The sequence below is a fragment of the Cupriavidus sp. H19C3 genome (assembly GCF_049393815.1).
Classification (GTDB): Bacteria; Pseudomonadota; Gammaproteobacteria; order Burkholderiales; family Burkholderiaceae; genus Cupriavidus.
Map to the genome: position 1 here is coordinate 1092740 of NZ_CP184985.1, position 26900 is coordinate 1119639.

Annotated in this window: 18 protein-coding genes and 1 tRNA gene; 8 read left to right on the forward strand and 11 right to left on the reverse strand. The window is 67.3% G+C overall.

The window, feature by feature from the left end; all coding sequences use genetic code 11:
- Positions 1-58 precede the first annotated feature (58 nt).
- On the reverse strand, positions 59-1729 hold the full coding sequence (gene aceF, locus DFLDMN_RS04920; RefSeq protein ID WP_423197365.1) for a dihydrolipoyllysine-residue acetyltransferase: 1671 nt from the start codon (positions 1727-1729) through the stop codon (positions 59-61).
- Between the two features lie 173 nt (positions 1730-1902).
- The gene (gene aceE, locus DFLDMN_RS04925) at positions 1903-4590 is read right to left on the reverse strand and encodes a pyruvate dehydrogenase (acetyl-transferring), homodimeric type (RefSeq protein ID WP_423197366.1); all 2688 of its coding nucleotides are present in this window, start codon (positions 4588-4590) and stop codon (positions 1903-1905) included.
- Between the two features lie 693 nt (positions 4591-5283).
- Between aceE and DFLDMN_RS04930 the strand changes: the two genes are divergently transcribed.
- Positions 5284-7857, forward strand: a complete 2574-nt coding sequence (locus DFLDMN_RS04930) for a PAS domain S-box protein (protein ID WP_423198323.1) — start codon at positions 5284-5286, stop codon at positions 7855-7857.
- A gap of 91 nt (positions 7858-7948) precedes the next feature.
- Entirely contained in the window at positions 7949-8581 is a 633-nt protein-coding gene (locus DFLDMN_RS04935) for a response regulator transcription factor (RefSeq protein ID WP_423197367.1), read from the forward strand.
- Here the strand turns inward: DFLDMN_RS04935 and DFLDMN_RS04940 are convergent, their stop codons facing one another.
- The 6 genes from DFLDMN_RS04940 to DFLDMN_RS04965 all read right to left on the reverse strand — a co-directional run bounded on the left by DFLDMN_RS04940 (position 8582) and on the right by DFLDMN_RS04965 (position 16778).
- Positions 8582-10018, reverse strand: coding sequence for an efflux transporter outer membrane subunit (locus DFLDMN_RS04940; RefSeq protein WP_423197368.1), 1437 nt, complete (start codon positions 10016-10018; stop codon positions 8582-8584).
- 3 nt (positions 10019-10021) lie between these two features.
- The gene (locus tag DFLDMN_RS04945) at positions 10022-12154 is read right to left on the reverse strand and encodes a MacB family efflux pump subunit (protein ID WP_423197369.1); all 2133 of its coding nucleotides are present in this window, start codon (positions 12152-12154) and stop codon (positions 10022-10024) included.
- Positions 12151-13338, reverse strand: a complete 1188-nt coding sequence (locus DFLDMN_RS04950) for an efflux RND transporter periplasmic adaptor subunit (RefSeq protein WP_423197370.1) — start codon at positions 13336-13338, stop codon at positions 12151-12153. The genes DFLDMN_RS04945 and DFLDMN_RS04950 overlap by 4 nt, the downstream gene beginning before the upstream one ends.
- Positions 13325-15448, reverse strand: coding sequence for an ATP-binding cassette domain-containing protein (locus DFLDMN_RS04955; protein WP_423197371.1), 2124 nt, complete (start codon positions 15446-15448; stop codon positions 13325-13327). Before DFLDMN_RS04955 ends, DFLDMN_RS04950 begins: the two co-directional genes overlap by 14 nt.
- A gap of 2 nt (positions 15449-15450) precedes the next feature.
- Complete coding sequence (locus DFLDMN_RS04960; protein ID WP_423197372.1) at positions 15451-16443, reverse strand: hypothetical protein; 993 nt, start codon at positions 16441-16443, stop codon at positions 15451-15453.
- Between the two features lie 194 nt (positions 16444-16637).
- On the reverse strand, positions 16638-16778 hold the full coding sequence (locus DFLDMN_RS04965; RefSeq protein WP_423197373.1) for a hypothetical protein: 141 nt from the start codon (positions 16776-16778) through the stop codon (positions 16638-16640).
- Positions 16779-17110: 332 nt separating this feature from the next.
- Between DFLDMN_RS04965 and folD the strand changes: the two genes are divergently transcribed.
- The 5 genes from folD to DFLDMN_RS04990 all read left to right on the forward strand — a co-directional run bounded on the left by folD (position 17111) and on the right by DFLDMN_RS04990 (position 23419).
- Entirely contained in the window at positions 17111-17986 is an 876-nt protein-coding gene (gene folD, locus DFLDMN_RS04970; RefSeq protein ID WP_423197374.1) for a bifunctional methylenetetrahydrofolate dehydrogenase/methenyltetrahydrofolate cyclohydrolase, read from the forward strand.
- A gap of 136 nt (positions 17987-18122) precedes the next feature.
- On the forward strand, positions 18123-20222 hold the full coding sequence (locus tag DFLDMN_RS04975; RefSeq protein WP_423197375.1) for a M3 family metallopeptidase: 2100 nt from the start codon (positions 18123-18125) through the stop codon (positions 20220-20222).
- 18 nt (positions 20223-20240) lie between these two features.
- Positions 20241-20678, forward strand: coding sequence for a hypothetical protein (locus DFLDMN_RS04980; protein ID WP_423197376.1), 438 nt, complete (start codon positions 20241-20243; stop codon positions 20676-20678).
- Positions 20679-20753: 75 nt separating this feature from the next.
- Positions 20754-21551, forward strand: coding sequence for an exodeoxyribonuclease III (gene xth, locus DFLDMN_RS04985; protein WP_423197377.1), 798 nt, complete (start codon positions 20754-20756; stop codon positions 21549-21551).
- The gene (locus DFLDMN_RS04990; RefSeq protein WP_423197378.1) at positions 21548-23419 is read left to right on the forward strand and encodes a SulP family inorganic anion transporter; all 1872 of its coding nucleotides are present in this window, start codon (positions 21548-21550) and stop codon (positions 23417-23419) included. Before xth ends, DFLDMN_RS04990 begins: the two co-directional genes overlap by 4 nt.
- A gap of 159 nt (positions 23420-23578) precedes the next feature.
- Here DFLDMN_RS04990 and DFLDMN_RS04995 read toward each other — a convergent pair whose 3' ends face one another.
- Positions 23579-23842 carry a DUF1488 domain-containing protein gene (locus DFLDMN_RS04995; RefSeq protein WP_423198324.1) on the reverse strand — a complete coding sequence of 88 codons (264 nt, stop codon included), beginning with the start codon at positions 23840-23842 and terminating at the stop codon, positions 23579-23581.
- 268 nt (positions 23843-24110) lie between these two features.
- Here DFLDMN_RS04995 and DFLDMN_RS05000 point away from each other — a divergent pair.
- Positions 24111-24186, forward strand: a tRNA-Lys gene (locus DFLDMN_RS05000).
- 212 nt (positions 24187-24398) lie between these two features.
- Here DFLDMN_RS05000 and DFLDMN_RS05005 read toward each other — a convergent pair.
- Entirely contained in the window at positions 24399-25796 is a 1398-nt protein-coding gene (locus DFLDMN_RS05005; protein ID WP_423197379.1) for an 8-oxoguanine deaminase, read from the reverse strand.
- A gap of 185 nt (positions 25797-25981) precedes the next feature.
- Positions 25982-26890 (reverse strand): LysR substrate-binding domain-containing protein, encoded by a 909-nt coding sequence (locus DFLDMN_RS05010; protein ID WP_423197380.1) that lies wholly within the window; start codon positions 26888-26890, stop codon positions 25982-25984.
- Between the last annotated feature and the right edge of the window lie 10 nt (positions 26891-26900).

A 26900-nucleotide genomic window follows, 5' to 3' on the forward strand; every position in this document is an offset into this window, starting at 1 on the left:
GGCATCGGAACAGGTGGTCCGGCATCAGGCCGGCCCACCCGTCGCGCTGACGTCGCGTTCAGAGAATGATGCGGCGGAAATCCGCCAGCAACTGGCCGAGGAACGCGTTGAAGCGGGCCGCCTCGGCACCGTCGATGACGCGATGGTCATACGACAGCGACAGCGGCAGCATCAGGCGCGGCACGAACTGCTTGCCGTCCCACACCGGCTTCATGTACGACTTGCTGGCGCCCATGATGGCCACTTCCGGCGCATTGATGATCGGCGTGAAGTGCGTGCCGCCAATGCCGCCCAGCGACGAGATCGAGAAGCAGCCGCCCTGCATCTGGTCCGGCTTGAGCTTGCCTTCGCGCGCGGCCTTGGCCAGCTCGCCCATTTCCTGGCTGATTTCGAGCACGCCCTTCTTGTCGGCGTCCTTCAGCACCGGAACGACCAGACCATTCGGGGTATCGGCGGCAAAGCCAATATTGAAGTACTTCTTGAAGACCAGGTTGTCGCCGTCGAGCGAGGTATTGAAGTTCGGGAACTTCCTGAGCGCCGCCACCGTAGCCTTGATCAGGAACGCGAGCATGGTCACCTTGACGCCGGACTTCTCGTTTTCCTTGTTCAACTGCACGCGGAACGCTTCCAGGTCGGTGATATCGGCCTCGTCATTGTTGGTGACGTGCGGAATCATGACCCAGTTGCGATGCAGGTTTGCGCCCGAGATCTTCTTGATGCGCGACAGCGGCTTGCTTTCGAATTCGCCGAAGCGGCTGAAATCGACCTTCGGCCACGGCAGCAGGTTCAGTTCGCCGCCACCGCCGGCGCCAGCGGCAGCCGCCTGCGCGGGCGCCGCGGCCTGGCCGGTCATCACGCCCTTGACGAAGCCCTGCACGTCTTCCTGCGTGATACGGCCCTTGGGACCGGTACCTGGCACGCGCGATACGTCCACGCCGAGCTCGCGCGCGAACTTGCGCACCGACGGGCTCGCATGGGCGGCCTTGCCGGTGGCACCTTGCACCGGTGCGGCAGCAGGCGCCGCCGCGGGTGTGGGAGCGGGTGCCGGTGCCGGTGCGGCCGCCGCGGGAGCGGGAGCGGATGCCGCCGCAGCCGGGGCCGGCGCGGCCGCGGGGGCCGGGGCAGCCGCGCCGCCGGCGCCTTCCAGCACCAGGATCAGCGTGCCTTCGGACACGTTGTCGCCGACCTTGACCTTCACTTCCTTGACCTTGCCGGCCTGCGGCGACGGCACGTCCATGGTCGCCTTGTCCGACTCGAGCGTGACGAGGGCGTCCTCGGCATTGATCGTATCGCCGGCCTTCACATGGACCTCGATCACCGGCACGGCGTCGTAGTCGCCGATATCGGGCACCTTCACTTCGATGGTGCCGCCGCCTGCGGCGGGTGCCGGGGATGGCGCGGGAGCGGGCGCGGCCGGGGCCGGAGCAGCCGCGGCGGGAGCCGGAGCCGGCGCGGCGGCAGGTGCGGCGGCCGGGGCAGCGGCCTGGCCAGCCGGCTCCAGCATCACCAGCACGGAGCCTTCCGCCACGTTGTCGCCCACCTTGATGCGGACTTCCTTGACGGTGCCCGCCTGCGGCGACGGCACGTCCATCGTGGCCTTGTCGGACTCCAGCGTCACCAGCGCATCCTCGGCGTTGATGGTATCGCCGGGCTTGACATGCACTTCGATGACGGGAACGGCGTCATAGTCGCCGATATCCGGCACCTTGATTTCAATCGCTTGACTCATTCAGTGTCTCTCCTGGGCAGCCAGCATGTGCGACAGACGTAGCGCGCGAGATTACTCTCACCGCAAGGATCTGTCATGTCGCCACGCCGCATGGCGCCCGCCGGGGCAGCCGGGGGCGCCCGCGGCACGGCGGGTGCCGCGCTGCGGGGGTTTCTTGCGTCTTGTGCGGGGAATCAGACCGACATCGGGTTCGGCTTGGACGGGTCGAGGTTGTACTTCTTGATGGCCTCGGCCACCTTCTCGCGCGGGATCGCGCCTTCATCGGCCAGCGCCTTCAGCGCGGCCAGCGTGACCCAGTAGCGATCCACCTCGAAGAAGTGGCGCAGCTTCTCGCGCGTATCCGAGCGGCCGAAGCCGTCGGTGCCGAGCACCACGTAGCGGCGCGGCACGAACGGGCGGATCTGCTCGGCGAAGGCACGCACATAGTCGGTCGAGGCGATGACGGGACCGCGCGCACCCTTGAGCTTCTGGGTGACGAACGACTCGCGCGGCGTCTCGGTCGGGTGCAGCAGGTTGTAGCGGTCCACGGCCTGGCCTTCGCGGGCCAGTTCGGTAAAGCCCGGGCAACCCCACAGGTCGGACTCCACGCCCCAGTCCTGCTTGAGCAGGTCGGCGGCGGCGATCACTTCGCGGAAGATCGTGCCCGAGCCCAGCAGTTGCACGCGCGGTGCATTGCTGTTCTCCACGCCCTTGCGGAACTGATACATGCCCTTGATGATGTCCGCTTCCACGCCAGCCGGCATTTCCGGATGCTCGTAGTTCTCGTTCATCACCGTCAGGTAGTAGTACACGTCTTCCTGTTCGGCGTACATGCGGCGCAGGCCGTCCTGCATGATGACCGCGAGTTCGTACTGGAACGTCGGGTCGTACGAGATGCAGTTGGGGATGGCGGCGTGGAACACGTGCGAGTGGCCGTCCTCGTGCTGCAGGCCCTCACCGTTGAGCGTGGTCCGGCCCGAGGTACCGCCCAGCAGGAAGCCGCGCGAACGCATGTCCGCAGCCGCCCAGCACAGGTCGCCGATACGCTGGATGCCGAACATCGAGTAGTAGATGTAGAACGGGATCATCTGCACGCCGTGCGTCGAGTACGCGGTGGCGGCGGCGATCCAGTCGCACATGGCGCCGGCTTCGTTGATGCCTTCCTGCAGGACCTGACCGGTCTGCGATTCCTTGTAGAACATCAGCTGGTCGTGGTCTTCCGGCACGTACTTCTGGCCCTGCTGGTTCCAGATGCCGACCTGGCGGAACAGGCCTTCCATGCCGAACGTGCGCGACTCGTCGGGGATGATGGGCACCACGTGCTTGCCGATCTGCTTGTCCTTGAGCAGCGTATTCAGGATCCGCACGAAGGCCATCGTGGTGGACACTTCGCGGCCTTCGCCGGTAGCCTTGAGCAGCGCCTCGAACGCCGACAGCTCCGGCACCTTGAGCGGCTCGGCCTGGCGGCGGCGGGCCGGCAGGTAGCCACCGAGTTCCATGCGGCGCGCGCGCATGTATTCCAGTTCCTTCGAGCCCTCCTCGAAGGTGAGGTACGGCACCTGCTCGAGCTGGTCGTCCGGCACCGGGATCAGGAACTGGTCGCGGAACTTGCGGATCGACTCGACCGGCATCTTCTTCTGCTGGTGGGCCACGTTCATGGCCTGGCCGGCATCGCCCATGCCGTAGCCCTTGATGGTCTTGGCCAGGATCAGCGTCGGCTGGCCCTTGTGCTCGCTGGCGGCCTTGTAGGCGGCGTAGACCTTGTGCGGATCGTGGCCGCCACGGTTCAGGCGCCAGATGTCGTCGTCGGACCAGTCCGCCACCATCGCCTTCAGTTCCGGCGTGTTGAAGAAATGCTCGCGCACGTAGGCGCCATCCTTGGCCTTGAAGGTCTGGTACTCGCCGTCCACGCATTCCATCATGCGCTTCATCAGCAGGCCCTTGGTGTCGCGTGCCAGCAGGGAGTCCCAGCGGCTGCCCCACACCACCTTGATCACGTTCCAGCCGGCGCCGCGGAATTCCGCTTCCAGTTCCTGGATGATCTTGCCGTTGCCGCGCACCGGACCGTCCAGGCGCTGCAGGTTGCAGTTGATCACGAACACCAGGTTGTCCAGCTTTTCACGGCCGGCCATGCCGATCGCGCCCAGCGATTCAGGCTCGTCGGTCTCGCCGTCGCCGAGGAAGGCCCACACCTTGCGGTCGCCTGCCTTGGCCAGACCGCGGCTGTCCAGGTACTTCATGAAGCGGGCCTGGTAGATCGCCATGATCGGGCCGAGGCCCATCGACACGGTCGGGAACTGCCAGAAGTCCGGCATCAGCCACGGGTGCGGGTACGACGAGATACCCTTGCCGTCCACTTCCTGGCGGAAGTTGTCGAGCTGGTCCGGGGTCAGGCGGCCCAGCAGGAAGGCGCGCGAATACACGCCCGGGGCCGAGTGGCCCTGCACGAAGACGAGATCGCCGCCGTGCGCCTCGGAGGGCGCGCGCCAGAAATGGTTGTAGCCGACGTCGTAGAGCGTCGCGGCCGAAGCGAACGACGAGATATGACCGCCGACATTGGTGTGCTTGTTGGCACGCAGCACCATCGCCATCGCGTTCCAGCGCGTGTACGAGCGGATGGTGTGCTCGATGTCCTGATCACCGGGGATGCGGGCCTGCAGCTCCACCGGGATGGTATTGATGTACTGGGTCTCGGCGTGGAACGGCTGCGTAACGCCGTTCACGCGTGCGTATTCGATCTGCTTGTCGATCAGGAAGGCCGCCCGCTCCGGGCCCTCGGCGGCGATGACACCCTGGAGGGCATCGAGCCATTCATGCGTTTCCTGGGGATCTGCGTCGTTGGCGCTGCTGGCGCCGAGGATCTGCTCTGGTACAGCTGACATGACTGTCTCCTGGGTGAATTCCTGCCCGACCCCGCCGGGTAGGCGGGACGAGTCGGCCGAGAGTCGGCCCGTATGACGATGTGACGTCGCGGCGGCTCCATGGTTGCCACCGGGATCTGCCGCAAGCGCGGCGTGGCCGATGACGGATCCTGTACCGGATCCTCACGCACGGCAGGCGCATGAAGCCCGCCCGCATTATTGGTCGAAGCGATTCTATGGAAGCACAGGAGCGGCTGACAAGCGAAATTTTCAGATTACGGTGTCGTTTCTTATAATGTGAAATAATGCGGCAGTGCATCAGAAACCGCATTGCGCCGCACCATCGGTGCCGCATGCCAGGCGGAAAGTGCCTGACTAGATAGATGCTTTCCCCAAGCGACGCACCGCAATATTCTCGCTAAACTGGCCGGTCAGCCTCAAACCCCCCTTATGCAGTTTCTTCGCCGACTTCTCGCTGGCCTTCGCATGGCCGCCCTCCCTCCGTCCGCAGCAGGCGCCGCCCGCCCCGGTGGAGGCGAGGTCGCGCCTGGCGCGTCCGGGGCCGCCGGCACGGCGGAGATGACACCGGAGGCTGGCGCCAAGCCCGCGCCCCCGGCTGCCGGGGCGCGCGGTAGCGCCCAAGGTCCCGGGCAAGGTCATACCCAAGGTCACCCCCAAGGTCACCCCCAAGACGGCGGCCCGTTCGTGGCGCAGATGGGTCCGCTCGACGCGCTGCATCCGGTCCACCCTGCCGCTGCCGGGCTGCGCGCCCCGCATGGGGACACGCACGGCGCCGCGCACGAGGCCAGTCACGCCGACCACACCGATCCGGGCGATCACGGCGAGCCCGGCGAGGGCCCCTATGCCGCCGCGCCGCGCCGGCTGTGGTGGCTGCGCTGGCGCAACCTCGTGGCCACCAGCTGGTTCATGTTCATCCCACTCGTTGCCATCGTGCTGTTCACGGTGGCGATGGGCGTCATCCTCTGGTCGCTGCACGAAACGGAACGCCAGCAGCAGCGCGACGCGCTCTACCGCGATGCCGCCTGGGCCCAGCAGCGCGTGCGGCTGTCCCTGCTGAGCAACCAGGACCAGATGGCCTCGCTCGCGCGCGACATTGCCGCCGCCCAGCTCGACCAGGGTGCGTACCGCACCGCCGCCCAGGAAATCCTGCGCGAGAACCCCGAGATCGTGTTTATCAACTGGCTCGACGCCACGCGCCGCGGACGCTGGTCGCTGCCGTCGACCTCGGAGTTTGCCGGACGCCTGCGCGAGACTCAGGACCAGCCGCTGGAGCCCGAGGTGCTCGACACCTTCGACGCCGCGCGCGAGACGCAGCGCGTGGTGTATTCACGCCCGCTCATGAACGATCGCGGCGACAGCTTCATGCTGATGGAAGTGCCGATCGTGCGGGACAACGAATTCCTCGGCACGCTTGGCGCGCTGTATTCGATCAACGGCATCCTGACCCACCTGCTGCCGCCCGAGCTGACCGAGCGCTACCGCTTCTCGCTGATCGACAAGAACAACCAGACACGTGCCAGCACGTCGTTACGACCGGTGCCCGGCAATGCGCTGTCGTACGAGGTGCTGCTCGACCCGCCAGGCCATTCGCTGTCGCTACGCGCGGATGCGTATCCGCCGCCGTCGAACCTGCCCAACAACATGCTGTTGTGGCTGGTGGTGGGGCTATCGTGCTTCCTGCTGTGGAGCCTGTGGAGCATGTGGCGGCATACCAGCCGCCGCTCGGAAGCGCAGCGGGCGCTGCTGGCCGAGACCTCGTTCCGGCGCGCGATGGAAAACTCGATGCTGATCGGCCTGCGCGCGCTCGATCTCAATGGCCGCATCACCTATGTCAATCCGGCGTTCTGCCGCATGACGGGCTGGCAGGAGACCGACCTGGTCGGCCGCATGCCGCCTTTCCCTTACTGGCCGCCCAACGACCAGCAGGAAATGCAGAAGCAGATCGACCTCACGCTGCAGGGCAAGTCGCCGGCCACCGGCTACGAGATGCGCGTGATGCGCCGCGACGGCAGCAGCTTTTTCGCGCGCATGTACGTCTCGCCCCTGGTGGACAGCCGCGGCCGCCATACGGGATGGATGAGTTCCATGACCGACATCACCGAGCCCAAGCGCGCGCGCGAGGAGCTGGCCGCCGCGCACGATCGCTTTACCACGGTGCTCGAGAGTCTCGATGCCGCGGTCTCCGTGCTCGCCACCGACAAGGCCGAGCTGCTGTTTGCCAACCGCTACTACCGCCAGCTATTCGGCTGGGAAGCGGAGGGCCATCTCAAGCTCGCCGGCGACGACTTCGACAAGGAGCAGATGTCGAGCGACAACACCGACTATGTCGATGCCTATGCCGGCCTGCCCGCGTCCGAACTGATGCCGTACGCGTCGGACGCGCGCGAGGTCTTCGTGCCGGACATGCAGAAATGGTTCGAGGTGCGCCGCCGCTACATCCAGTGGGTCGACGGCCATCTTGCGCAGATGCAGATCGCGACCGACATCACCGTGCGCAAGGCCGCCGAGGAAATGGCGCGCCAGCACGAGGAACGCCTGCAGTTCACCAGCCGCCTGACCACCATGGGCGAGATGGCGTCGTCGCTCGCGCACGAGCTCAACCAGCCGCTGGCCGCGATCAACAACTACTGCATGGGCGCGGTGGCACGCCTGCACTCGGGCCGCAGCACGCCCGAGGACCTGATTCCGGTGCTGGAGAAGACTTCGGCCCAGGCCGTGCGCGCCGGCACCATCATCAGCCGCATCCGTGGCTTCGTGAAACGCAGCCAGCCCCAGCGCCGCGAGGCCTCGCTGCACGATATCGTGGCCGATGCGGTGGGCCTGGCCGACCTCGAGGCCACGCGCCGACGCGTGACCATCCTCACGCGCCTGCCCGCCCCGCCGCTGCTGCTGTATGTGGACCCGGTGCTGATCGAGCAGGTGCTGGTCAACCTGCTCAAGAACGCCGTGGAAGCCATGGCCGGCCTGCCCGCCCTGCGCGCGGCCGGTGTGGTCAGGCTCCACGCGCGCGTGGAGCCGGTGGAGTTCGGCCACTGCTGCTGCATCGACGTGATCGACCAGGGCCCCGGCGTGGACGAAGCCACCAAGGAACGGCTGTTCGAGCCGTTCTTCAGCACCAAGTCCGATGGCATGGGCATGGGCCTCAATATCTGCCGCTCGATCATCGAGTCGCACCAGGGCCGCCTCTGGGTGGAGAACAACCCCGACGGTATCGGCTGCACCTTCAAGATCACGCTGCCGATCCATACGGCCCCGCCTGAGCAATAATTACGGCATGCGCCTGCCGCATCACGAAGATGCCGCAGGCGCGCCCAGTCCGGTTACACTCGCTGCAAATGAACTTGCCCCAGGAGACTTCATGACCGCAACGCCGAACCCCACGCCTCACCGCGGCGAGACCGTCTTTATCGTCGACGACGACGAAGCGATGCGCGACTCGCTGACCTGGCTGCTCGAGGGCAATGGCTACCAGGTCCGCAGCTTCAATAGCGCCGAGCAATTCCTGGCGGCCTACGACGCCGGTCAGGTCTCGTGCCTGATCCTGGATGTGCGCATGCCCGGCATGAGCGGTCCGGAACTGCAGGAACGGATGATCGCCGAGAACATCAATATTCCGATCGTCTTCATCACGGGCCACGGCGACGTGCCGATGGCGGTTTCCACCATGAAGCGTGGCGCGATCGACTTTATCGAAAAGCCGTTCGACGAATCGGAGTTGCGCGCGCTGGTGGAGCGCATGCTGCAGAAGGCCCGCACCGACCACTCCGCCGCACGCGAGCAGCGCGCGGCCAAGGACCTGCTCGGCAAGCTGACCACGCGCGAACAGCAGGTGCTGGAACGCATCGTGGCCGGCCGCCTCAACAAGCAGATCGCCGACGACCTGGGCATTTCCATCAAGACGGTGGAGGCGCACCGCGCCAACATCATGGAAAAGCTCAATGTGAACACCGTGGCCGACCTGCTGCGTCTCGCGCTGTCGCGCAACAGCTGATCACACGCCCCCGCCCAGCGCCTGGTATAGCGACATGTGCGCGCGCAATCTGCCCAGCCGGTTGCGCGCCACGGCGGCGCGCGCCTCGCGCAGGGCGCGCTGGTCGTCCAGCCAGAAGCGGATATTAGTCTTGCCGGCCCGGTAACGGACCGCGCTGACCGCCTCGACCGCCGCGGCCTGTTGCATCGCCGCGCCGACATGCGTCTCCTCGCGGGCGAGACTATCGCATACGGCCAGCGCTTCATCGACTTCGGCAAAGGCCTGGTACAGCGTCTTGCCGAACGACACCACCGATTCCTCGTACTCGGTGCGTGAAATGCCGACCGCCAGCCGCGTGGCATTCCAGTTGAAGACCGGCAGGAGCAGGCCACCACCGAGGGTACCCAGCGGGTTGGACAGTACCTGGCCGAGATCGCGGCTGCTGCCGCCCACCGATCCGGTCAGCGACAGGGTGGGAAAGAAATTGGCGCGCCGGGCATCGTAGGCCGCGAGATTGGCGCGGATGCGCGCCTCGGCCGCCGCCACATCGGGCCGCCCCGCCAGCACGCTGGCCGGTATGCCGGCGGCGATGGCCGGCACCACGCCGTCCGGCAACACATAGCGGGCGACGACCGCTTCCGGCAGCGTGTCCTGCAGCACGACGACCAGCGCCTTGCGCTGGGCCTCGCGTTGTTGCAGCAACTGCTCGAGCAATGCGCGACGGCTGGCCAGCGTGCGCCGGGCCACGGCGGGCTCGTCATCGGCGGCGGCGCCCGCCGCGTGCCGTGCCGCGGCCATGGTCTCGAGGCGCCGCGCATCGGCGATATCGGCGTGTGCATCGGCAATGCGCGCATTCAGCTCGGCAATCGTCCAGTACAGTACGGCAGTGGTGCCAACCAGCGACAGCATCACGCCCTGTCGATCGAACGCCGTCGCTTCGGCGCGCCAGGCCGCGACGTCGCGCGTACGCGCGAGCTTGCCCCACAGGTCGATTTCGTAGCTGAGGGACAGCGTCAGCCCGTAATTGCGCGTGCTCGGCGCGCCGTCCTTGAGCGTCTTGCGGACCCCGCCGTCGGCGCGCAGCGTCGCATCGGGCGTCAGGTTGGTATCGGCCAGGCCGGCTTCGAGCTGCGCGCGGCGCACACGGATGGCCGCCATCGCCAGATCGGCGTTGCGGGCCAGCGCCCGTGCGAGCAGGCTGTTCAGCTGCGCATCGCCAAAGACCTCCCACCAGCGCCCCGTGTCGCTGCGCTCAACGCCCTGTATGCGCGCAACGCCCTCGACGCGCTCGCTCCGGTCCGACGCGCTCGCGGAGGAGGCAGGCGCCATCTGGCGCGCCGCGTCCCAGCCGTCGGGCAAGGCCACCGTGGGACGTTCGTACGGGGTCTGCAGCCAGCTGCCACAACCACTGCACAGGCATGCGGCGAGTCCCCATCCCGCCATGAAAAACCGTCGCATGAGCTATCCCCTTGCCAGCGCCACGATCGGATCGAGGCGTGCCGCATTCCGCGCCGGAACATAGCCGAAGCCCACCCCGGTCAGGGTGGCCGTGAGGCAAGCGCCCACGACGGCGGACAGTGAAAAATGCATCGCAATGGCATCCTGGAACAGGCCCACCATCGCGCCGATCGACCAGGCCAGGGCCACGCCGAATACACCGCCGATCAGGCAGATCAGTACCGCTTCGATCAGGAACTGCTGCTGGATATCGCGCTGCCGCGCGCCGACCGCCATGCGGATGCCGATCTCGCGCGTACGCTCGCTCACGGACACCAGCATGATGTTCATCACCCCGACGCCGCCCACCACCAGCGAGATCACGGCAATGGCCGAGACCATCAGCGTGAGCGTGGTGGCCGCCTGTTCGACGCTTTTGACGATGTCGTCGTTGGTCGAGACAAAGACGTCGTCGCGGCCATGGCGCTTGCGCACCGTGCGCTCGACGTCCCGGGCCTGGGCCTTGCCCTGACCGGGCTTGAGACGGATCCGGATACTGTCGAAATAATCGCGCGTGCTCAACCGGCTCATCTGTGTCGAATATGGCATCCAGACTCGCCGCACCGGACTGTCGCCGAGCAGCGACCTGCGCGGGGCGATCACGCCGATCACGCGGCAGGGCACCTGCCCCACCAGCACGATCTCGCCTAGCGCATTGGCGTCGACACCGAACAGCCGGTCGCGCAGCACGCGATCGATCACCACAACCTGGGTGAGGCGCACGATGTCCTCGTCGGAAAACGAGGTGCCTGCCGATACTGGCGTACCAGTTACGCGAAAATGGTCGCTGCCCACACCGATCACCTCGACGTTGAGCTTGATATTGCCAAAGCGCAGCATGGCGGAATCGGACACCACCGGGCTGACGCTGTCGACATAAGGCAAGGCCGACAACGCCGGCAGGTCGGCCGCGACGAGCGCGCGGCGCGTCTGCGGACTGTCGTCGCCCCAGTCCTTGCCGGGAAAGACGTCGATGGTATGGGTGCCGATGGTGCGCAGGTCCGCCACCACCCGACGCTTGGCGCCCTCGCCCAGCCCCGTCACCGCGATCACCGAAGCAATGCCGATCACGATGCCCAGCATCGTCAGCGCGGTACGCAGACGGTGGCTGCGCATGGCCGCCCAGGCCATGGCCAGGGCGGTACGGGCGCGATCGAACCGCAAGCGCCGAGGCGTCGCGGTCGCGGACGCCAGCCGCGGCGCACGCCCGCGCGTCTGCGCCGACGCAACCTGGCGGTCCGCGACGATACGGCCGTCGCGAATCTCGATGATGCGATCCGCATGGGCGGCGACGTCGGGGTCGTGCGTGACGATGACGATCGTATGTCCGCGCCGGTTAAGTTCACGCAGATGTCCCAGCACCTCCTGGTGGCTGGCACGGTCCAGCGCGCCGGTCGGTTCGTCGGCGAGGATCACCGTCCCGCCATTGATCAGTGCGCGCGCAATGCTGACGCGCTGCTGCTGCCCACCCGACAACTGGTCGGGCCGGTAATCGAGCCGGTGGGCCAGTCCCAGCCCGGTCAGCAATTCGCAGGCACGCGCATGGCGCACGCTGGCGGCGATCCCGGCGTACAGCGCCGGCATGCTCACGTTCTCGACGGCGGTCAGGTGGGGCAGCAGGTCGTAGCGCTGGAACACAAAGCCGAAATACTCCCGCCGCAGCCCGGCCAGTGCATCGGCATCCATGGCGCGCACGTCCTGGCCCGCGATGCGGTAGCTGCCCGAGGTCGGGCGGTCCAGGCAACCCAGGATATTGAGCAGCGTGGACTTGCCGGACCCGGAATGTCCCATGATCGCCACCAGTTCGCCACGGTAGATGGTCAGGTCCACGTCGTGCAGCACCGTCATGGCGTCGCGGCCGTTCCGGTACACCCGCGACACGCCGCGCAAGGCCAGCAACGCCTCGCCATCGTCGGCGCGGTTGCCGTTATCACCGTCGACGCCGTCGTTGCCGCTGTTGCCGCTGTTGCCGCTGTTGCCGCTGTTGCCGCTGTTGCCGCTGTCGCAGCTGTTGCCGCTGTCGCAGCCATCGCAGCCGTCGCCATCGCCCATGATGCCCCTGCGCATCAGGTCTGCCTGCATGATGCCGGGCTTCATGGTGCCTCCTTTCCGGCCTCGTCGGCGCCGGGCGCTTCGACCACCAGTTCGCCCTCGGCGAGCCCGCTGAGAATCTGCGCCGACACATGGTCGTTGAGACCGACCTCGACCTGGCGCGCCTCCAGCCGCGCGTGCTTGCCTGCGGGACGCACCCGCACGGTATAGCGCCCCGCCCGGTCGGGCCCGACCAGCGCACCCACCGGCACCAGCAGCGTATCGCGCGCCCGGCCGAGCACGATGGAGACCTGCGCGGTCATGGCGGGCTTGAGCATGCCGTCCGTGTTGACCACTTCGAGCAGACCGTTGTAGTAAATGCCCCCGGAGATCCCGCCCGCGGAGCCCGGCTCGGGCGCCGCATCCTGCCGCGCCAGCGGCGGCGACGGCTCCACGCTCTGCAGCGACACCTGGAACTTGCGTTGCGGTGCGCCAAGAATCGAGAACCACGCCTCCTGGCCCGCGTGCACGCGGACCACGTCGGCCTCGGAAATCTTCGCCTTGACCTGCATGCGGTCGACATCGCCGAGCACGAGGATGGTCGGCGCGGTCTGCGCCGACACCACGGTCTGGCCTTCCTGCGTCACGATCGCGATCACCTGTCCGTCCATCGGTGCCACGATGCGCGTATAGGCAAGATTGGCGCGCGCCGTCTCCACCGCCACGCGTGCCTGCTTCAGCTGGGCCTCGGCCGCGGCGACGTCGGCCTGCGACGCTTCCGCCTGGCTTTGCGCGGCTTCGAGATCGGCGGGGGAATTCGCGCCCTGCTCGCGCAAGCGGGTCTCGCGCATCAACGTGAGGCGGTGCTGGCGCAGCAGCGCCGCCTTGGCTTCACGTTGCGCCTGGGCGTGATGCAGCGCCGCCTCGGCGCGACGCAGCTCGTAGCCCGGCAACTGCGGGTCGATCTCGGCGAGCAGTTGCCCTTGCCTGACGCGCTCGCCCAGTGCCACTTTCAGCGAACTGAGCTGGCCGTTGACCTGGGCGCCCACATTGACCTGCCGGATCGGCGCCAGCACGCCGGACGCCAGCACGACCTCCTCGATCTCGCCACGCCGCACCGCCACCGTGCGCCAGTCGGGTGCGGCGGCAGGCATCGCCAGCCATCCTGCCGTGCCAATCCCAAGCAGGCCCAGGGTCACCATCGCCACCAGGCCGCGCCGGTGGCGGAAGCGAATTTCAGGCAGCCTCATGGGCACCTCCGGTATGAGTCGTGCGCGTGACGGGCGTGCGCGTGACGCGCTTCAGCTTGCCGTCGTGCAGCAGATAGATGGTGTCGAACAGGTCGAGGTGCGCGCTATCGTGGGTGACGACGATGGCCGCATCGGCATGCGCGACGATCGCGGCCATGACCTGCCGCGCGCTGGTGCGATCGAGATTGGCGGTCGGCTCGTCGAAGATGCCGACCGCACGTGCCGCGTACAGGACGCGAGCCACCAGCAGTCGCTGGCGCTCGCCGGCCGACAGCGAAGCGGTGGCATCGGAGATTCTGGTGTCGAGCCCGGCCGGCATGGCCGCGATGCGTGGCCCCAGGCCGATGGCCTCGAGCAGCCGCGCACACGTCGCATGGTTCGGCTCGGGTGCGGACATGGCGACGTTGTCGAGTATCGATCCGCTGAACAGCACGTCGTGCGCGGTTTGCAGATAACAGTATCGGCGCAGCGCGTGCCAATCCGGCACCGGCGCGCCATCGATGCGCAAGGCGCCGGCCTGCGGGACATCCATGCCCGCGAGCAATGTCATCAGCGTGGTCTTGCCCGAGCCCGACGGCCCCAGCACCGCGATCTTCTCCCCGCGCCGGATGTCGAGCGCGAGATCGCGCAATATGGCCGCGCCGCTCTCGTGGCGGAACTCGAGACCCGCGATGCTCAGTCCGGCCTGCCACTGCGCGGGCTGCTCGGGGCACGCGTCCCGTTCCTGCTCGAAGATGTCCTGGGCGCGGGCCTCGGCCACGCGGTTGGCGCGCGCCGCGACCCAGGCATCGAACCCGCGCGCGGCGGACGCGATCGCAATCTGGCGCAGGAACGCGAATGCGTAGAAGCCGCCGAACGTCAGCTGGCCACTTGTCATCGCCGCCGCGACCACGCCGAGCATGACCAGCAATTCCAGGTTGTCGAGCAGCGCATAGGTAGTCCGCTTGCGGACATCGAGGTCGGCCACCTCGCGCCAGTTGGCGATGATGGCGGCCACCTGGCCGGCATGCGTCGCCACGCGGCGACGTACCGCCAGGGCCGCCTTCCACGCCGAGACGCCTTGCACGGTTTCCAGCAGGAATTGATGCTGCGCGGCGGCTACCCGCTCCGACTCCAGACGCAGGCTCTGCGCCTCGCTCATATAGCGTTGCGTGATCAGCCCGGAGATGGCGATACCGCCCAGGCTGATGACCGCCAGCCACGGCTGCAGCCAGGCCATGATCCCGGCGCTGACGAGGGCAATCGCCGCCGCGCAAAGCATCGTGTTATCGAGCCGCAGGCGGTCCAGCGCCGCGCGGCCATACGCCATGAACCGCTCGACCAGCTCGCCCGGCGTGCGGCGCGAGAAATAGCGCAACCGGTTGTTGGCCAGCCGGCCGAAACCGCGGCTCATGGCCAGCGCGCCCGCGGCCGCGCAGCGCCGATACAGCATCCGCTCGCTATAGCGCTCGAACCCAAAGGCACCAAGCTGCGCCAGCAGGAAGGCCAGCCCGATCTGCCAGTACGTCGCCATGCCAGTCGGACTCAGCGCGCTGTCGACGGTCATGCCGACAAACAGCGGCGCCAGGAACGACAGCGCCGCGGCGGTTGCCATGAGGGTGGCCAGCTTCGCGCCACCGGCACGCGCGAGCGACATCGTGCGGCGCCGCCGGCGCACGCGCTGGCTCGGCAGCGCCGTCACGGATTCGCCGAGGATCAATGCATAACCGGAGGCCAGGTCGGACAGCACCGCTCCGGGAATCAGGTTGACGCCCATGGCGGGATCGAACACCTGGAACAAATCGCCGGCGGCGCGCATCGCCAGCACGAAATGATTGCCACCGACATGCACGATCGCCGGCAGCGGCAGTTCCGCCAGCGCATCCCCGGCAAAGCGCACCGGATCGGTTGCCACGCCATGGCTCGCCAGAATGCCCGCGAGGTCCTGGAGCGACATCCCGAGCAGGGGCGCGCCGTGATGCGCGCGCAGCTGGGCCAGGCTGACATCGATGCCGAGCGCCTGCAGCAGCATGGTTGCGCAGGCGACACCGCACTCGGAGGTCTCGCCCTGGTAGACGGGCTCGATGTCCCGGAGTCGCGGGAGCGACGAAGATGATCTGAAGCTGAACATGACTACCGGTCCGCGCCGTCGTTAAAATAGAACAGCGACGGGAAGTGCCAGAGAAGCCACTGGTCGCCGTGCTCGCGCAAGGCCTGCTCGATGCAGCGCGCCACGCCGTCGGTGTCGGCGCACGGATCGAACACGCGGATCGCCAGCCGGCCGTCGGCCCAGTGGATGTAAAAGGGAATCACCGTCGCGCCCGCCAGGCGCGCGAGTTCCTCGGCGCCGCAATGCAGCCGGGCCGGGCGCCCGAACAGCGACACCGGCCGGGTCCGCATCTGGCGTCCCAGCAGTCCGGTGGTGAATTGCGGCAGGATGTCGGGGAAGATGACGAGGTTGGCGGTGCCCGCGCGAAGTTCGCGGATCATCGCGCGCTGCTGCGCCGGCGCCTCATCGGGGTGGTGCTGGATCAGTTCCAGGCCGCACGCCTGCAGGCGAATCATCTGGCTGGCCCCGAAGTACCCGTCCGGATAGATCGAGTAGACATGCGTACGGCGTGGCGCGACCATGGCGACCGTCATGGCAGCCACGGCGTCGGCGCAGACATGGAGCGGCGCGAAGATGCACGGTGTCCCGCCCGGCACGCGCTCGTCGCGGGTGCGCGCCAGCGTGGCGGCGCAATCGGCAATCATCGCCATGAGGCCTGGCTCGGTGTGGTAGAGCGCCGAATGCAGGGCAAGCCTGCGGCGTGCCACGCTGGCATAGCGCAGGCGCGCGGGTACGCCGAGGATGCGGCGATGGTTGCCGGCCCACGTCACGGCGCGCGCGCGATCAAGCGCGGCATTGGCGCCAAAGCGCCATGGCAGGCCGCACAGGCGTATCGCCGCGGCGGTTCCCGCGCAGGCCCAGAATGCTGCTTGCAGGCCATCGGCGAGGGATCGCTTCGTATGCGCGAGACGCGCCTTCAGGCGCGCTCCGCCGAGCGCGAGTGCAAGGGAAAACTGCATGATGAGGAAGGACGATGCCACCCGGCCGGCGCCACGCATGGGCGTGGCAATGGGCACGGCATGGGCCGGTCAATCGTGGTGAAAGCGGGCTGATCGCGCGGTGACGACGCGGTGATGGCGTGGTGACAGCGGAGAAGTCAGCGGGGAAGTCAGCGGCATGCGGCCGGCTGCGATGCAGTCCGGCGCGCATGCCGTACCGGCGACGTCGTCAGGCCGGGCGCCGCGGCGCCAGCCCGACGACGTCATGGCAATTACTTACGCTTGGTCTTCTGCGAGAAGACGCGCACGCAGTCACCGACCTTCTGATAGACATAGGTGTACGTCCAGGTCGTACCGCCGATGATCTTGGCGGCTTCGGTCATGGCGACCTTCTGGATCTTGCTGCTTTGCATGTTTTCTTCCTGAATGAATTGAAGTTGAACCAATGGGATACCCGGCCCGGATCCGCGGGCGGATGCTCGCTGACCCTGGCCGTCCGTCATGCATGACGGCAGTGACGATAAGCCGCGGCCCCCCCTTCCGCCCATAGGGCGTGGATTACTTTCCGATCCTCACCGCACCTCGCCAGGGACGTGTGCCCGCGCCAACGCTGATGCATGCGCCGAGGACTTATAATCGCGGCTTGACGCTGGCGCGGCCCCGCGTCGACGTGGCAAGCCGCCCCGGCGCCACCCGCCGCCCGCGCTCGCCCGCCTTTCGATTCCACGGCCATCCTGACATTTCCATGCCTGCTCAACTGATCGACGGCAACGCCCTTGCCAAACATATCCGCACCGAAGCCGCCCAGCGCGCCGCCCGCCTGACCGAACGGGGCCACCAGCCGGGCCTCGCCGTGGTACTCGTGGGCGAGGATCCGGCCAGCCAGGTCTATGTGCGCAACAAGGTCAAGGCGTGCGAGGACAATGGCTTCCATTCGTCGCTGGACCGCTATCCGGCCGACCTGTCCGAAGCCGACCTGCTGGCGCGCATCGACGCGCTCAACCGGGATCCGAAGATCCACGGCATCCTGGTCCAGTTGCCGCTGCCCGGGCACATCGACAGCCACAAGGTGCTGGAAGCGATCGCGCCCGAAAAGGACGTGGACGGCTTTCACGTGGCCAACGCTGGCGCGCTGATGACCGGCGCCCCGCTGTTCCGCCCGTGCACGCCGTATGGCTGCATGAAAATGCTCGAGTCGATCCAGTATCCGCTGCGCGGCGCGCGCGCGGTGGTGGTGGGCGCCTCCAATATCGTCGGCAAGCCGATGGCCATGCTGCTGTTGCAGGCCGGCGCCACCGTCACCATCTGCAACAGCAAGACACGCGACCTGGCCGCGCATACGCGCGAGGCCGACGTGATCGTCGCCGCGGTGGGCCGCCGCAACATCATTACGGCCGACATGGTCAAGCCGGGCGCGGTGGTGATCGACGTCGGCATGAACCGTGACGACGCCGGCAAGCTGTGCGGCGACGTGGATTTTGCGGGCGTGCGCGAGGTGGCCGGCCATATCACGCCGGTGCCGGGCGGCGTGGGGCCGATGACGATTACCATGTTGCTGATCAACACGCTCGAGGCGGCTGAACGGGCCGCTGAACGGGTGGCCGAAGGCGCCGCACACTGAGGCGCCGAAGCGTCATGTCGCCGCCCCTAATGCCGCGATAAAAAACGCGTACTGGAAATTTCGTGGCGCAAGCCTCATCTTGCACATGTGTGCCGATCGAGGCCCGCCTAACACCGAAACGTTGCGAGAACCCGCCATGGACCAAGCCAAGCACGCCCAAGCCAATCCCCTGCTCGATTTCACCGACCTGCCGCGCTTTGCCGAGATCCGGCCCGAGCACATCGGTCCCGCGCTGGATGTCCTGCTGGCCCAGGCCCAGGCTGCCGTGACCCGCACCGAGGACCCGGCCACGCCGTCGACCTGGCGCGATGCGGTGGAAGCGCTGGAAATCGCCACCGAGCCGCTCGGCCGCGCGTGGGGGGTGGTCGGCCACCTCAGCGCCGTGGTCGATACGCCCGAGCTGCGCAAGGCCCACGCCGAGAATCTGCCGCGCATGACCGAATTCTGGTCGTCGCTCGGCCAGAGCCTGGCCCTGTACGAGAAGTACAAGGCAGTGGCGGCCGGCCCCGAGTTTGCCGGCCTGAGCCCGGCCCGCAAGCAATTGCTGGAGAACGAACTGCGCGGCTTCCGCCTGGGCGGCGCCGAACTGCCGGAAGACCAGAAGCCCCGGTTTGCCGAGATCCAGGAGGAACAGGCGCAGTTGTCGAAGGCCTTTTCCGACCGCGTGCTCGATGCGACCAATGCTTACGCGCTGATCGTCGAGGACGAAGCGCGCCTGGCCGGCATTCCCGACGATGCCCGCCAGGCTGCCGCGCTCGCCGCGCAGAAAGACGGCAAGACCGGCTGGAAATTCACGCTGCACTTCCCGTCGTATTTTCCCGTGCTGCAGTACGCGGACGACCGCGCGCTGCGCCAGACCATGTACGAGGCCAGCGTCACGCGCGCCTCGGAGCTCGGTCCGCAATACGGCGGCGGCCAGGCCGACTGGGACAACACCAGCAACATGCGCGACCAGCTCGCGCTGCGCCGCGAAGAGGCGCGCATGCTCGGCTACGACAACTACGGTGAAGTGTCGCTGGTGCCGAAGATGGCGGAGTCGCCGGCCGAGGTGCTCAAGTTCCTCGGCGAACTGGCGGTCAAGGCACGCCCCTACGCGGAGAAGGACTGGGCGGAACTGCGCGCGTTTGCCTCCGCGGAATTGGGGCTTGCCAGACTCGAGCCGTGGGACGTGGCCTATGCCTCCGAGAAACTGCGCCAGCAGCGCTATTCGTTCTCCGAGAACGAGGTCAAGCAATACTTCCCCGAGGGCAAGGTACTGGAAGGCCTGTTCGGCGTGATCGAGAAGCTGTTCACGGTACGCATCCAGCCCGACGACGCGCAGACGTGGCACCCGGACGTGCGCTTCTTCCGCGTGGTCAATCCGCAGGGCGCGTTGCTCGCGCAGTTCTATATCGACCTCTATGCGCGCGAAGGCAAGCGTGGCGGCGCATGGATGGACGACGCGCGCGGGCGCAAGGAGCGCGACAACGGCACCGTGCAGACGCCGGTGGCGTACCTGACCTGCAACTTCTCCGCTCCGGTCGGCGACAAGCCGGCGCTGTTCACGCACGACGAGGTGATCACGCTGTTCCACGAGTTCGGCCATGGCCTGCACCATATGCTGACGCAGGTGGGCGATCTCGGCGTGTCCGGCATCAACGGCGTGGAATGGGACGCGGTGGAACTGCCGTCGCAGTTCATGGAGAACTTCTGCTGGGAATACGAGGTGCTGACCGGCATGACGCGCCACGTCGACACCGGCGAACCCCTGCCGCGCGTGCTGTTCGATCGCATGCTGGCCGCCAGGAACTTCCAGAACGGCATGATGACGCTGCGCCAGATCGTGTTCTCGTCGTTCGACATGCATCTGCATACCGACTTCGACCCCGAGGGGACGAAGTCCGTGCTGGAGCTGTCGCGCGAGATCAACGACCAGGTGCACGTGGTGCCCCAGCACCCACTGTCGCGCTGGCCCAATACCTTCAGCCACATCTTTGCGGGCGGCTATGCGGCCGGCTACTACAGCTACAAGTGGGCCGAGGTGCTGTCCGCCGACGTCTACGCCGCGTTCGAGGAAGCCGCCCAGTTGTCGGGCAGCGTGCTCGACAGCGAGACCGGCAAGCGCTACCACCGCGAGATCCTGTCGGTCGGCGGCAGCCGTCCGGCGATGGAGTCGTTCGTGGCGTTCCGCGGCCGTGCACCGCAGATCGATGCGCTGCTGCGGCATGGCGGCATGGCGGAAGGCGTGCCGGCCTGAGTCGTCGCCGCGCGGCGCATGAACTTCCCCTTCCCGATCCGCAAGGAGTGCCCGCCGGGCGCCTGCGTGTGCAAGCGGGAGCTGCTGCTCGACGATCCGCACGCGGATATCCGCATCCTGCGGCTGACGCGGGAAGAGGAACAACGCCTGATCGGCCGGCTGGAGATGCTCTCCAGCCTGGCCGAACTGCGCAACATGGAAGCGCGCATGCACGCGCAGCTTGGCATCGTACTCACCATCACCCCGAGCGCGCGCGAGGTGCGCACCACGCGCGGCATCCATATCCAGCTTGCCGACCAGCCCGGCCTCTGCCGCAAGACCAGGCAGGCCATCCCGGCCGCCATCCGCCGCAGCATGGAGGCCCATCCGGAAATCGCCTACGCCATCCTCGACGGCTACGACCTGATGGGCCAGGGCGGGCTGGACCTGGCGGGCGACGACGATCCGCCGCCCTGACCGCGCCGGGTGCGGGACCCTGCGCCACATGCAATACAATTTGCGCCATCTCATCTGTTCTGTCCCGCTTACCCCATGCGAATTGCCTCCTGGAATGTCAACTCCCTCAAGGTCCGCCTGCCGCAGGTGCTGCAGTGGCTTGCCGCACAGGACGCGGCGGGAACGCCGATCGATGCCTTGTGCCTGCAGGAGCTGAAGCTTCCCGACGACAAGTACCCGCTGGCCGAGCTTGAGAGCGCTGGCTTTCATAGCGTCTACACGGGCCAGAAGACCTACAACGGCGTGGCGATCGTGGCGCGCGATGCCAGCATGCCGGCCGGGGTCGACGTGGTGCGCAATATTCCGGGCTACGAAGATACGCAGCAGCGCGTGGTGGCCGCAACCTACGGCGATGTCCGGCTGATCAGCGCGTATTTTCCCAACGGCCAGGCGCTCGATTCCGACAAGTTCGTCTACAAGCTCGACTGGCTGCGCGCCATGACGCGGTGGGTCGAGCACGAGATGGCGCGCTATCCGAAGCTGGCGCTGCTGGGCGACTTCAATATCGCGCCCGAGGACCGCGACGTGCACGATCCCGCCAAGTGGGAAGGCCAGAACCTCGTGTCGCCGCAGGAGCGCGATGCATTCAAGGCGCTGGTCGCGCTTGGCCTGGTCGATTCGTTCCGCATGTTCGAGCAACCCGAGAAGATGTTCTCGTGGTGGGACTACCGCATGATGGGGTTCCGCCGCAACGCCGGCCTGCGCATCGACCATATCCTGCTGTCGCCCGAGCTGGCCCGGCGCTGCTCCACCTGCGGCATCGACAAGGAGCCGCGCCGCTGGGAGCAGCCTTCGGACCACACCCCCGTGGTGGCGACGCTCGACCTCGCATGACGCGCGCGGACGGAGTGCACGGGCTGCGCCGTCTGTTTCCCTGGAGCCGGCGCGTTACGCCGGCCGGCCTGCGCGCCGACCTGATCGCGGGCCTGCTCGGCGCGGTGCTGGTGTTGCCGCAAGGTGTGGCCTTTGCCACCCTGGCCGGACTGCCGCCGCAGTACGGCATCTACACGGCCGTGGTGCCCTGCATCGTGGCCGCGCTGTTCGGTTCGAGCTGGCACGTGATGTCGGGCCCGACCAATGCGAATTCGCTGGCGTTGTTCGCCATGCTGAGCCCCGTGGCGTTTGCCGGCAGCCCGGCCTATATCGCGCTCGCGCTTGCCGTGACGATGCTCGTAGGTGTGCTGCAACTGGCGGTGGGGGTGTTGCGGCTCGGCTCGCTGGCCAACTTTATTTCGCCTTCGGTGCTGCTCGGCTTTACCTGCGGCGCCGCCACGCTGATTGCCCTGTATGCGCTCAAGGACCTGTTCGGTCTTGCCGTGCCGACCGGCACCAGCGCCTTTGGCGTGCCACGCTTTCTGCTCGAACATCTGGACACCGTCAACTGGAGCGCAGTGGCGGTCGGCGCCATCACGCTCGCGGTCACGCTGACGTGCCGGCGCATCTCGCGGCGCCTGCCGTTCATGCTGCTCGGCCTGCTGGCGGGCTACGGCACCGCGCTCGCGCTCAACGCGAGCGGCTGGAGCGGTGCCCGTCATGTCGATGTGATCGGGCCGATTCCGTCCGCGTTGCCGCCGTTCCATCTGCCCGATATCCACTGGCGCACGGTGCCGGATCTGCTCGGCATCGCCGCGGCGCTGACCATCGTCGCGCTTGGCCAGTCAATCTCGATTGCCAAGGCCGTGGCGCTGCGCTCGGGCCAGCACATCGATGCCAATCGGGAATTCATCGGGCAGGGTCTGTCGAATATCGCCGGCGGCCTGTTTTCGAGCTACATCTCGTGCGGATCGCTCAACCGCTCGATGCCGAACTTCGAGGCCGGCGCGCGGACGCCGCTGGCAAGCGTGTTTTCGGCGCTGCTGCTGGTAGGACTGGTGGCCGTCAGTGCACCGTTGCTGGCGCAGATTCCACACGCCGCCATCGCGGCGATGCTGCTGCTGGTCGCATGGGGTCTGTTCGACGTGGCGCGCCTGCGCCGCGTCGCCCGGCTCTCGCGTACGGAATTCGCCATCGCCATCGGCACGTTCGTCGCCACGCTGGCGATCCGGCTCGAGATGGCCGTGCTGCTCGGCACGATCCTCTCGCTGGTGGCGTACCTCTACCGCACCTCGCGCCCGGCCGTGCGCAGCCTGGTACCCGATGCCGACGATCCGGGCCGGCGCTTTACGCCGCTCGACGAGCTGCCGCGACCGCAACCCGAATGCCCGCAACTGAAACTGCTGCGCATGGAAGGCGCGATCTATTTCGGCGCCGTGCAGTACGTGACCGATCGTCTCCATTGGTTGCGCACGGTCGACGCCAGCCAGACCCATCTGCTGGCGATGACCAAGAGCATGAACTTCATCGATCTTGCCGGCGCCGAGATGTGGGAAGCCGAACTGGCGGAGCGACGCGCGGCCGGTGGCGATCTCTATTTCCACCGTCCGCGTACGCAGGTACTGGAGACGTGGGAACAGACCGGTTTTACCGCCAAGCTCGGGCGCGATCATATCTTTTCGACCAAGCGGCAAGCGCTGCACACCATTATCGAACGGTTGTCGCCGGACATTTGCGCGCAATGCCAGGTCCGTATTTTCGAGGAATGCGCGCGCCGCCCCGGAGGACCGGATCACGCCTCGCACGGCCTCGGTCCGGACGCACGACAAGACACCGGTATCCAGGCCGAAAGTACGGCTGCGACGAACAACGGTTCTGCCGGTGGGTGATTCGGCGGGACGGTAGTTCGGGTGAGATCCGGGGAGATTCGGGGGGTGGTTCTGGACAGATGCGCGCCGGCAAGCCTGGCGGGAACAGCGAGGCTCAGGACAGATGCCGGCGGCGGAGGGTCGCTGCTGGGTCGCGCGCGGTCTGGATCGCGGTCTGGATCAGACCGGCGCCACGTGGGCACGCTTGACGACGATCGGCTGGGGCACGCCCTGCTCGATCAGCACCACGGCCGCGCGCTCGATGGTCTCGCGACCGGCGCGGAACGCTTCTTCGAGCGACAGCACCTGGTCGGCACTGAAGCCTTCCCACAGCGCTTCGCGCGTCACCACACAAGTTACCTGCTCGCCGTCGACGATCGCATGGAACAGCAGTCCCTCGTTATTGATGTCGTAGCGCTCTTGCTCCTGGAATTTGATTTCCATCATCACAGCCCTCCATATGCAAGTGGAGAAGCATCCTAACATGGCTCGGCCGGACTCGTGTGCGATGACCCGCAACTCGCCATGTGAATGCGATCTATCCAATGACAAATCGGACCGCGTCAAGGTTCCGATGCATGCGATCTTCGCGCATGCATGTGTCAATCGCATGGGAGACGCGTCGGCGGCGCCCGATCGCCGGCGTCATCGCGGCGATGGATCCGCCATGTTTGACAAGCGCGAAATTGATGATAGAATCTCGTTCTTCGTTGGGGCGTTAGCTCAGTTGGTAGAGCAGCGGACTCTTAATCCGTAGGTCGAGTGTTCGAGTCACTCACGCCCCACCAGCGAATTCAGAAAGTCAAAAAAAGGTCGGCACCGCAAGGTTGCCGGCCTTTTTGCATTCCCCCTTCCCCTTTTGCATTCCCCCTCCTTCACTCCCCCTGTTTCATTCCCCTTTTGCATTCCCTTTTTGCATTCGTGCTGCCTCCCTGCCGGGTGCTGCCTGCCGTGCTTGCGGTCAACCTTCCCGGCCGGCGCGTGGACTCGCGCGCCGCGCTCATCGACGAGCGCTGGCGAACAGTCCATGCGCGAGGCGCCGGTGTTCGGCTAGCACACGCGGCAGCTCGACGGTCTGCAGGTGGCCGTCGCGCACGACCACGCGTCCGTGTATGACGCTCATCGCCACCGTGCCCGGCGTACAGAACACGAGCGCGGCGACCGGATCCTCGCCTGCGCCGGCATGGGCCACGCCGGACATGTCGAAGGCGACGATATCCGCCGACATGCCGGGCGCGAGCGCGCCGATATCGTCGCGATTCAGCACGCGCGCGCCACCGAGCGTGGCGATCTCCAGGGCTTCGCGTGCGCGCATCGCCGCCGGACCAAACCCGACCCGCTGCAGCAGCATGGCCTGGCGCGCTTCGCCAAGCATGTGCGCGCCATCGTTGGAGGCACTGCCGTCGACGCCGAGCCCGACCGGCACGCCCGCATCGCGCATGGCACGGACCGGCGCAATGCCGGACGCCAGGCGCATGTTCGAGCACGGGCAGTGCGCCACGCCGGTGCCGGTCCGCGCGAACAGCGCGATGCCGGCGGCATCGAGCTTCACACAGTGGGCGTGCCAGACATCCGGACCGACCCAGCCGAGATCCTCGGCATACTCGGCCGGCGTCATGCCGAAGCGCTCGCGCGAATAGGCGATGTCGCTATCGTTCTCGGCCAGGTGGGTATGGAGCGATACCCCATAGTGACGCGCCATCTGCGCCGACTCGCGCATCAGCTCGCGCGAGACCGAGAACGGCGAGCACGGCGCCAGCACCACGCGCAGCATCGCATGGCGCGCATCGTCGTGATACTGCTCGATCAGGCGCTGGCTGTCGCGCAGGATCGCGGCCTCGCTCTCGACCACCGCATCCGGCGGCAAGCCGCCCTGGCTGCGGCCCACGCTCATCGAGCCGCGCGCGGCATGGAAGCGCATGCCCATGTCGCGCGCCGCCGCGATCGAATCGTCCAGACGCGCGCCGTTCGGAAAGAGATAGAGATGGTCGCTGGTGGTGGTGCAGCCGGACAGCATCAGCTCGGCCATCGCCGTGCGTGTGGACGCCGCGATCATCTCGGGGGTCAGGTGCGCCCAGATCAGGTAGAGGTGGGTCAGCCAGTGGAACAGCTCGGCGTCCTGCGCGGCAGGCACGGCGCGCGTCAGGCTCTGGTACATGTGATGGTGCGTATTGACCAGGCCGGGCAGCACCACGTGGCCGCGCATGTCGATGACTTCGGCGCGGCTGCCGTTGACGGGCGCGCCGTTGGCCATGTCTCGATAAGGCGGCGGCAGGTCGGCGGTGGCTCCCACCCACGCGATGACGGGGCCCTCCGCCACCAGGGCGCCTTGCGCGATCTCGCGGCGGTCGCCGTCCATGGTGACGAGCACGTCGGCATTCTTGAGGATCAGGGTCATGGTGGAATCGGTGAGAGAGACAGGACCCCGCCCAGTGTAGGGCCGTGCCACGGCAGTGCCCAAGCGCAGAATATCGCCCTCGGTGTGCGCAAAAAACGCACACCCGCGGCGCCTCCCGTATTCACGCCTCAAGTATTTGCCCCCGTATTCGCGCCCCCGTATGCCCCCCCCTTTTGGGCCACCCCTCACGCCGGGCGCTCGGCCAGTGACGCCATGGCGGCCGTCATCGCCTCGGCCATCTGCGTCGCCGCCGCACTCATGAGACCCCGTGCGCGCGCCACCAGTTGCAGCGTCTGGCGCGGCAGCCCGGCGTCGCGCAGCGGCACGAACACCACCGCGCCGCGTGCCCGGGCCTCCATCACATCGAGCGGGTTGAGCAACGCCACCCCGCTGCCCGCCGCCGCCAGACGCTGGAGCAACCCGATCGAGGTCGATTCGACGACCGGCGCGATCTCGAGCGCGGCCTGCGCGAACGCGGTATCGATCAGCGCGCGCAATGACAGCGTGGGCGCTGGCAACAGCAATGGATATCCGGCGCACTCGGCCAGCAGTGCCGACGACTGCGCGGCCAACGGATGACCGGGCGCCACCACCGCGCCGATGCGCCAGTCGCTGCCGGCGACGATACGAAAGCCGGCGTTGGCGGGCAGGTCGTACGCCAGGCCGAGGTCGGCGTCGCCCTGCTCCACCGCGCGCGCAATGCCGTCGACCGGCAGGTCCGCCACACGCACCACGATGCCCGGATGCCGCTGGCGGAAGTCGTGCACCAGCGCCGGCATCCACGCGCCCGCCAGGCCCGCGGTCACGGCGACGGTGACCATGCCGCGCCGCGCGTCCTGGAACTCCGCGATACGCGCGCGCAGCGCATCGTGTTCGCGCAGCGTCTGACGCGCATGCGCGACCACCATCTCGCCAAGCGGCGTCAGCACGAGGCGGCGCTGGATCCGTTCGAACATCGGCGCGCCGAGCTCCGCCTCGAGATCGAGAATCTGGCGGTTGATCGCGGTGGCCGCCACATGCAAATGGAGAGCCGCCTGGCGGATCGAGCCACGGCGGACCACTTCGTCGAGATATCGGAGAACACGGGCATGCATGGCGCGCATT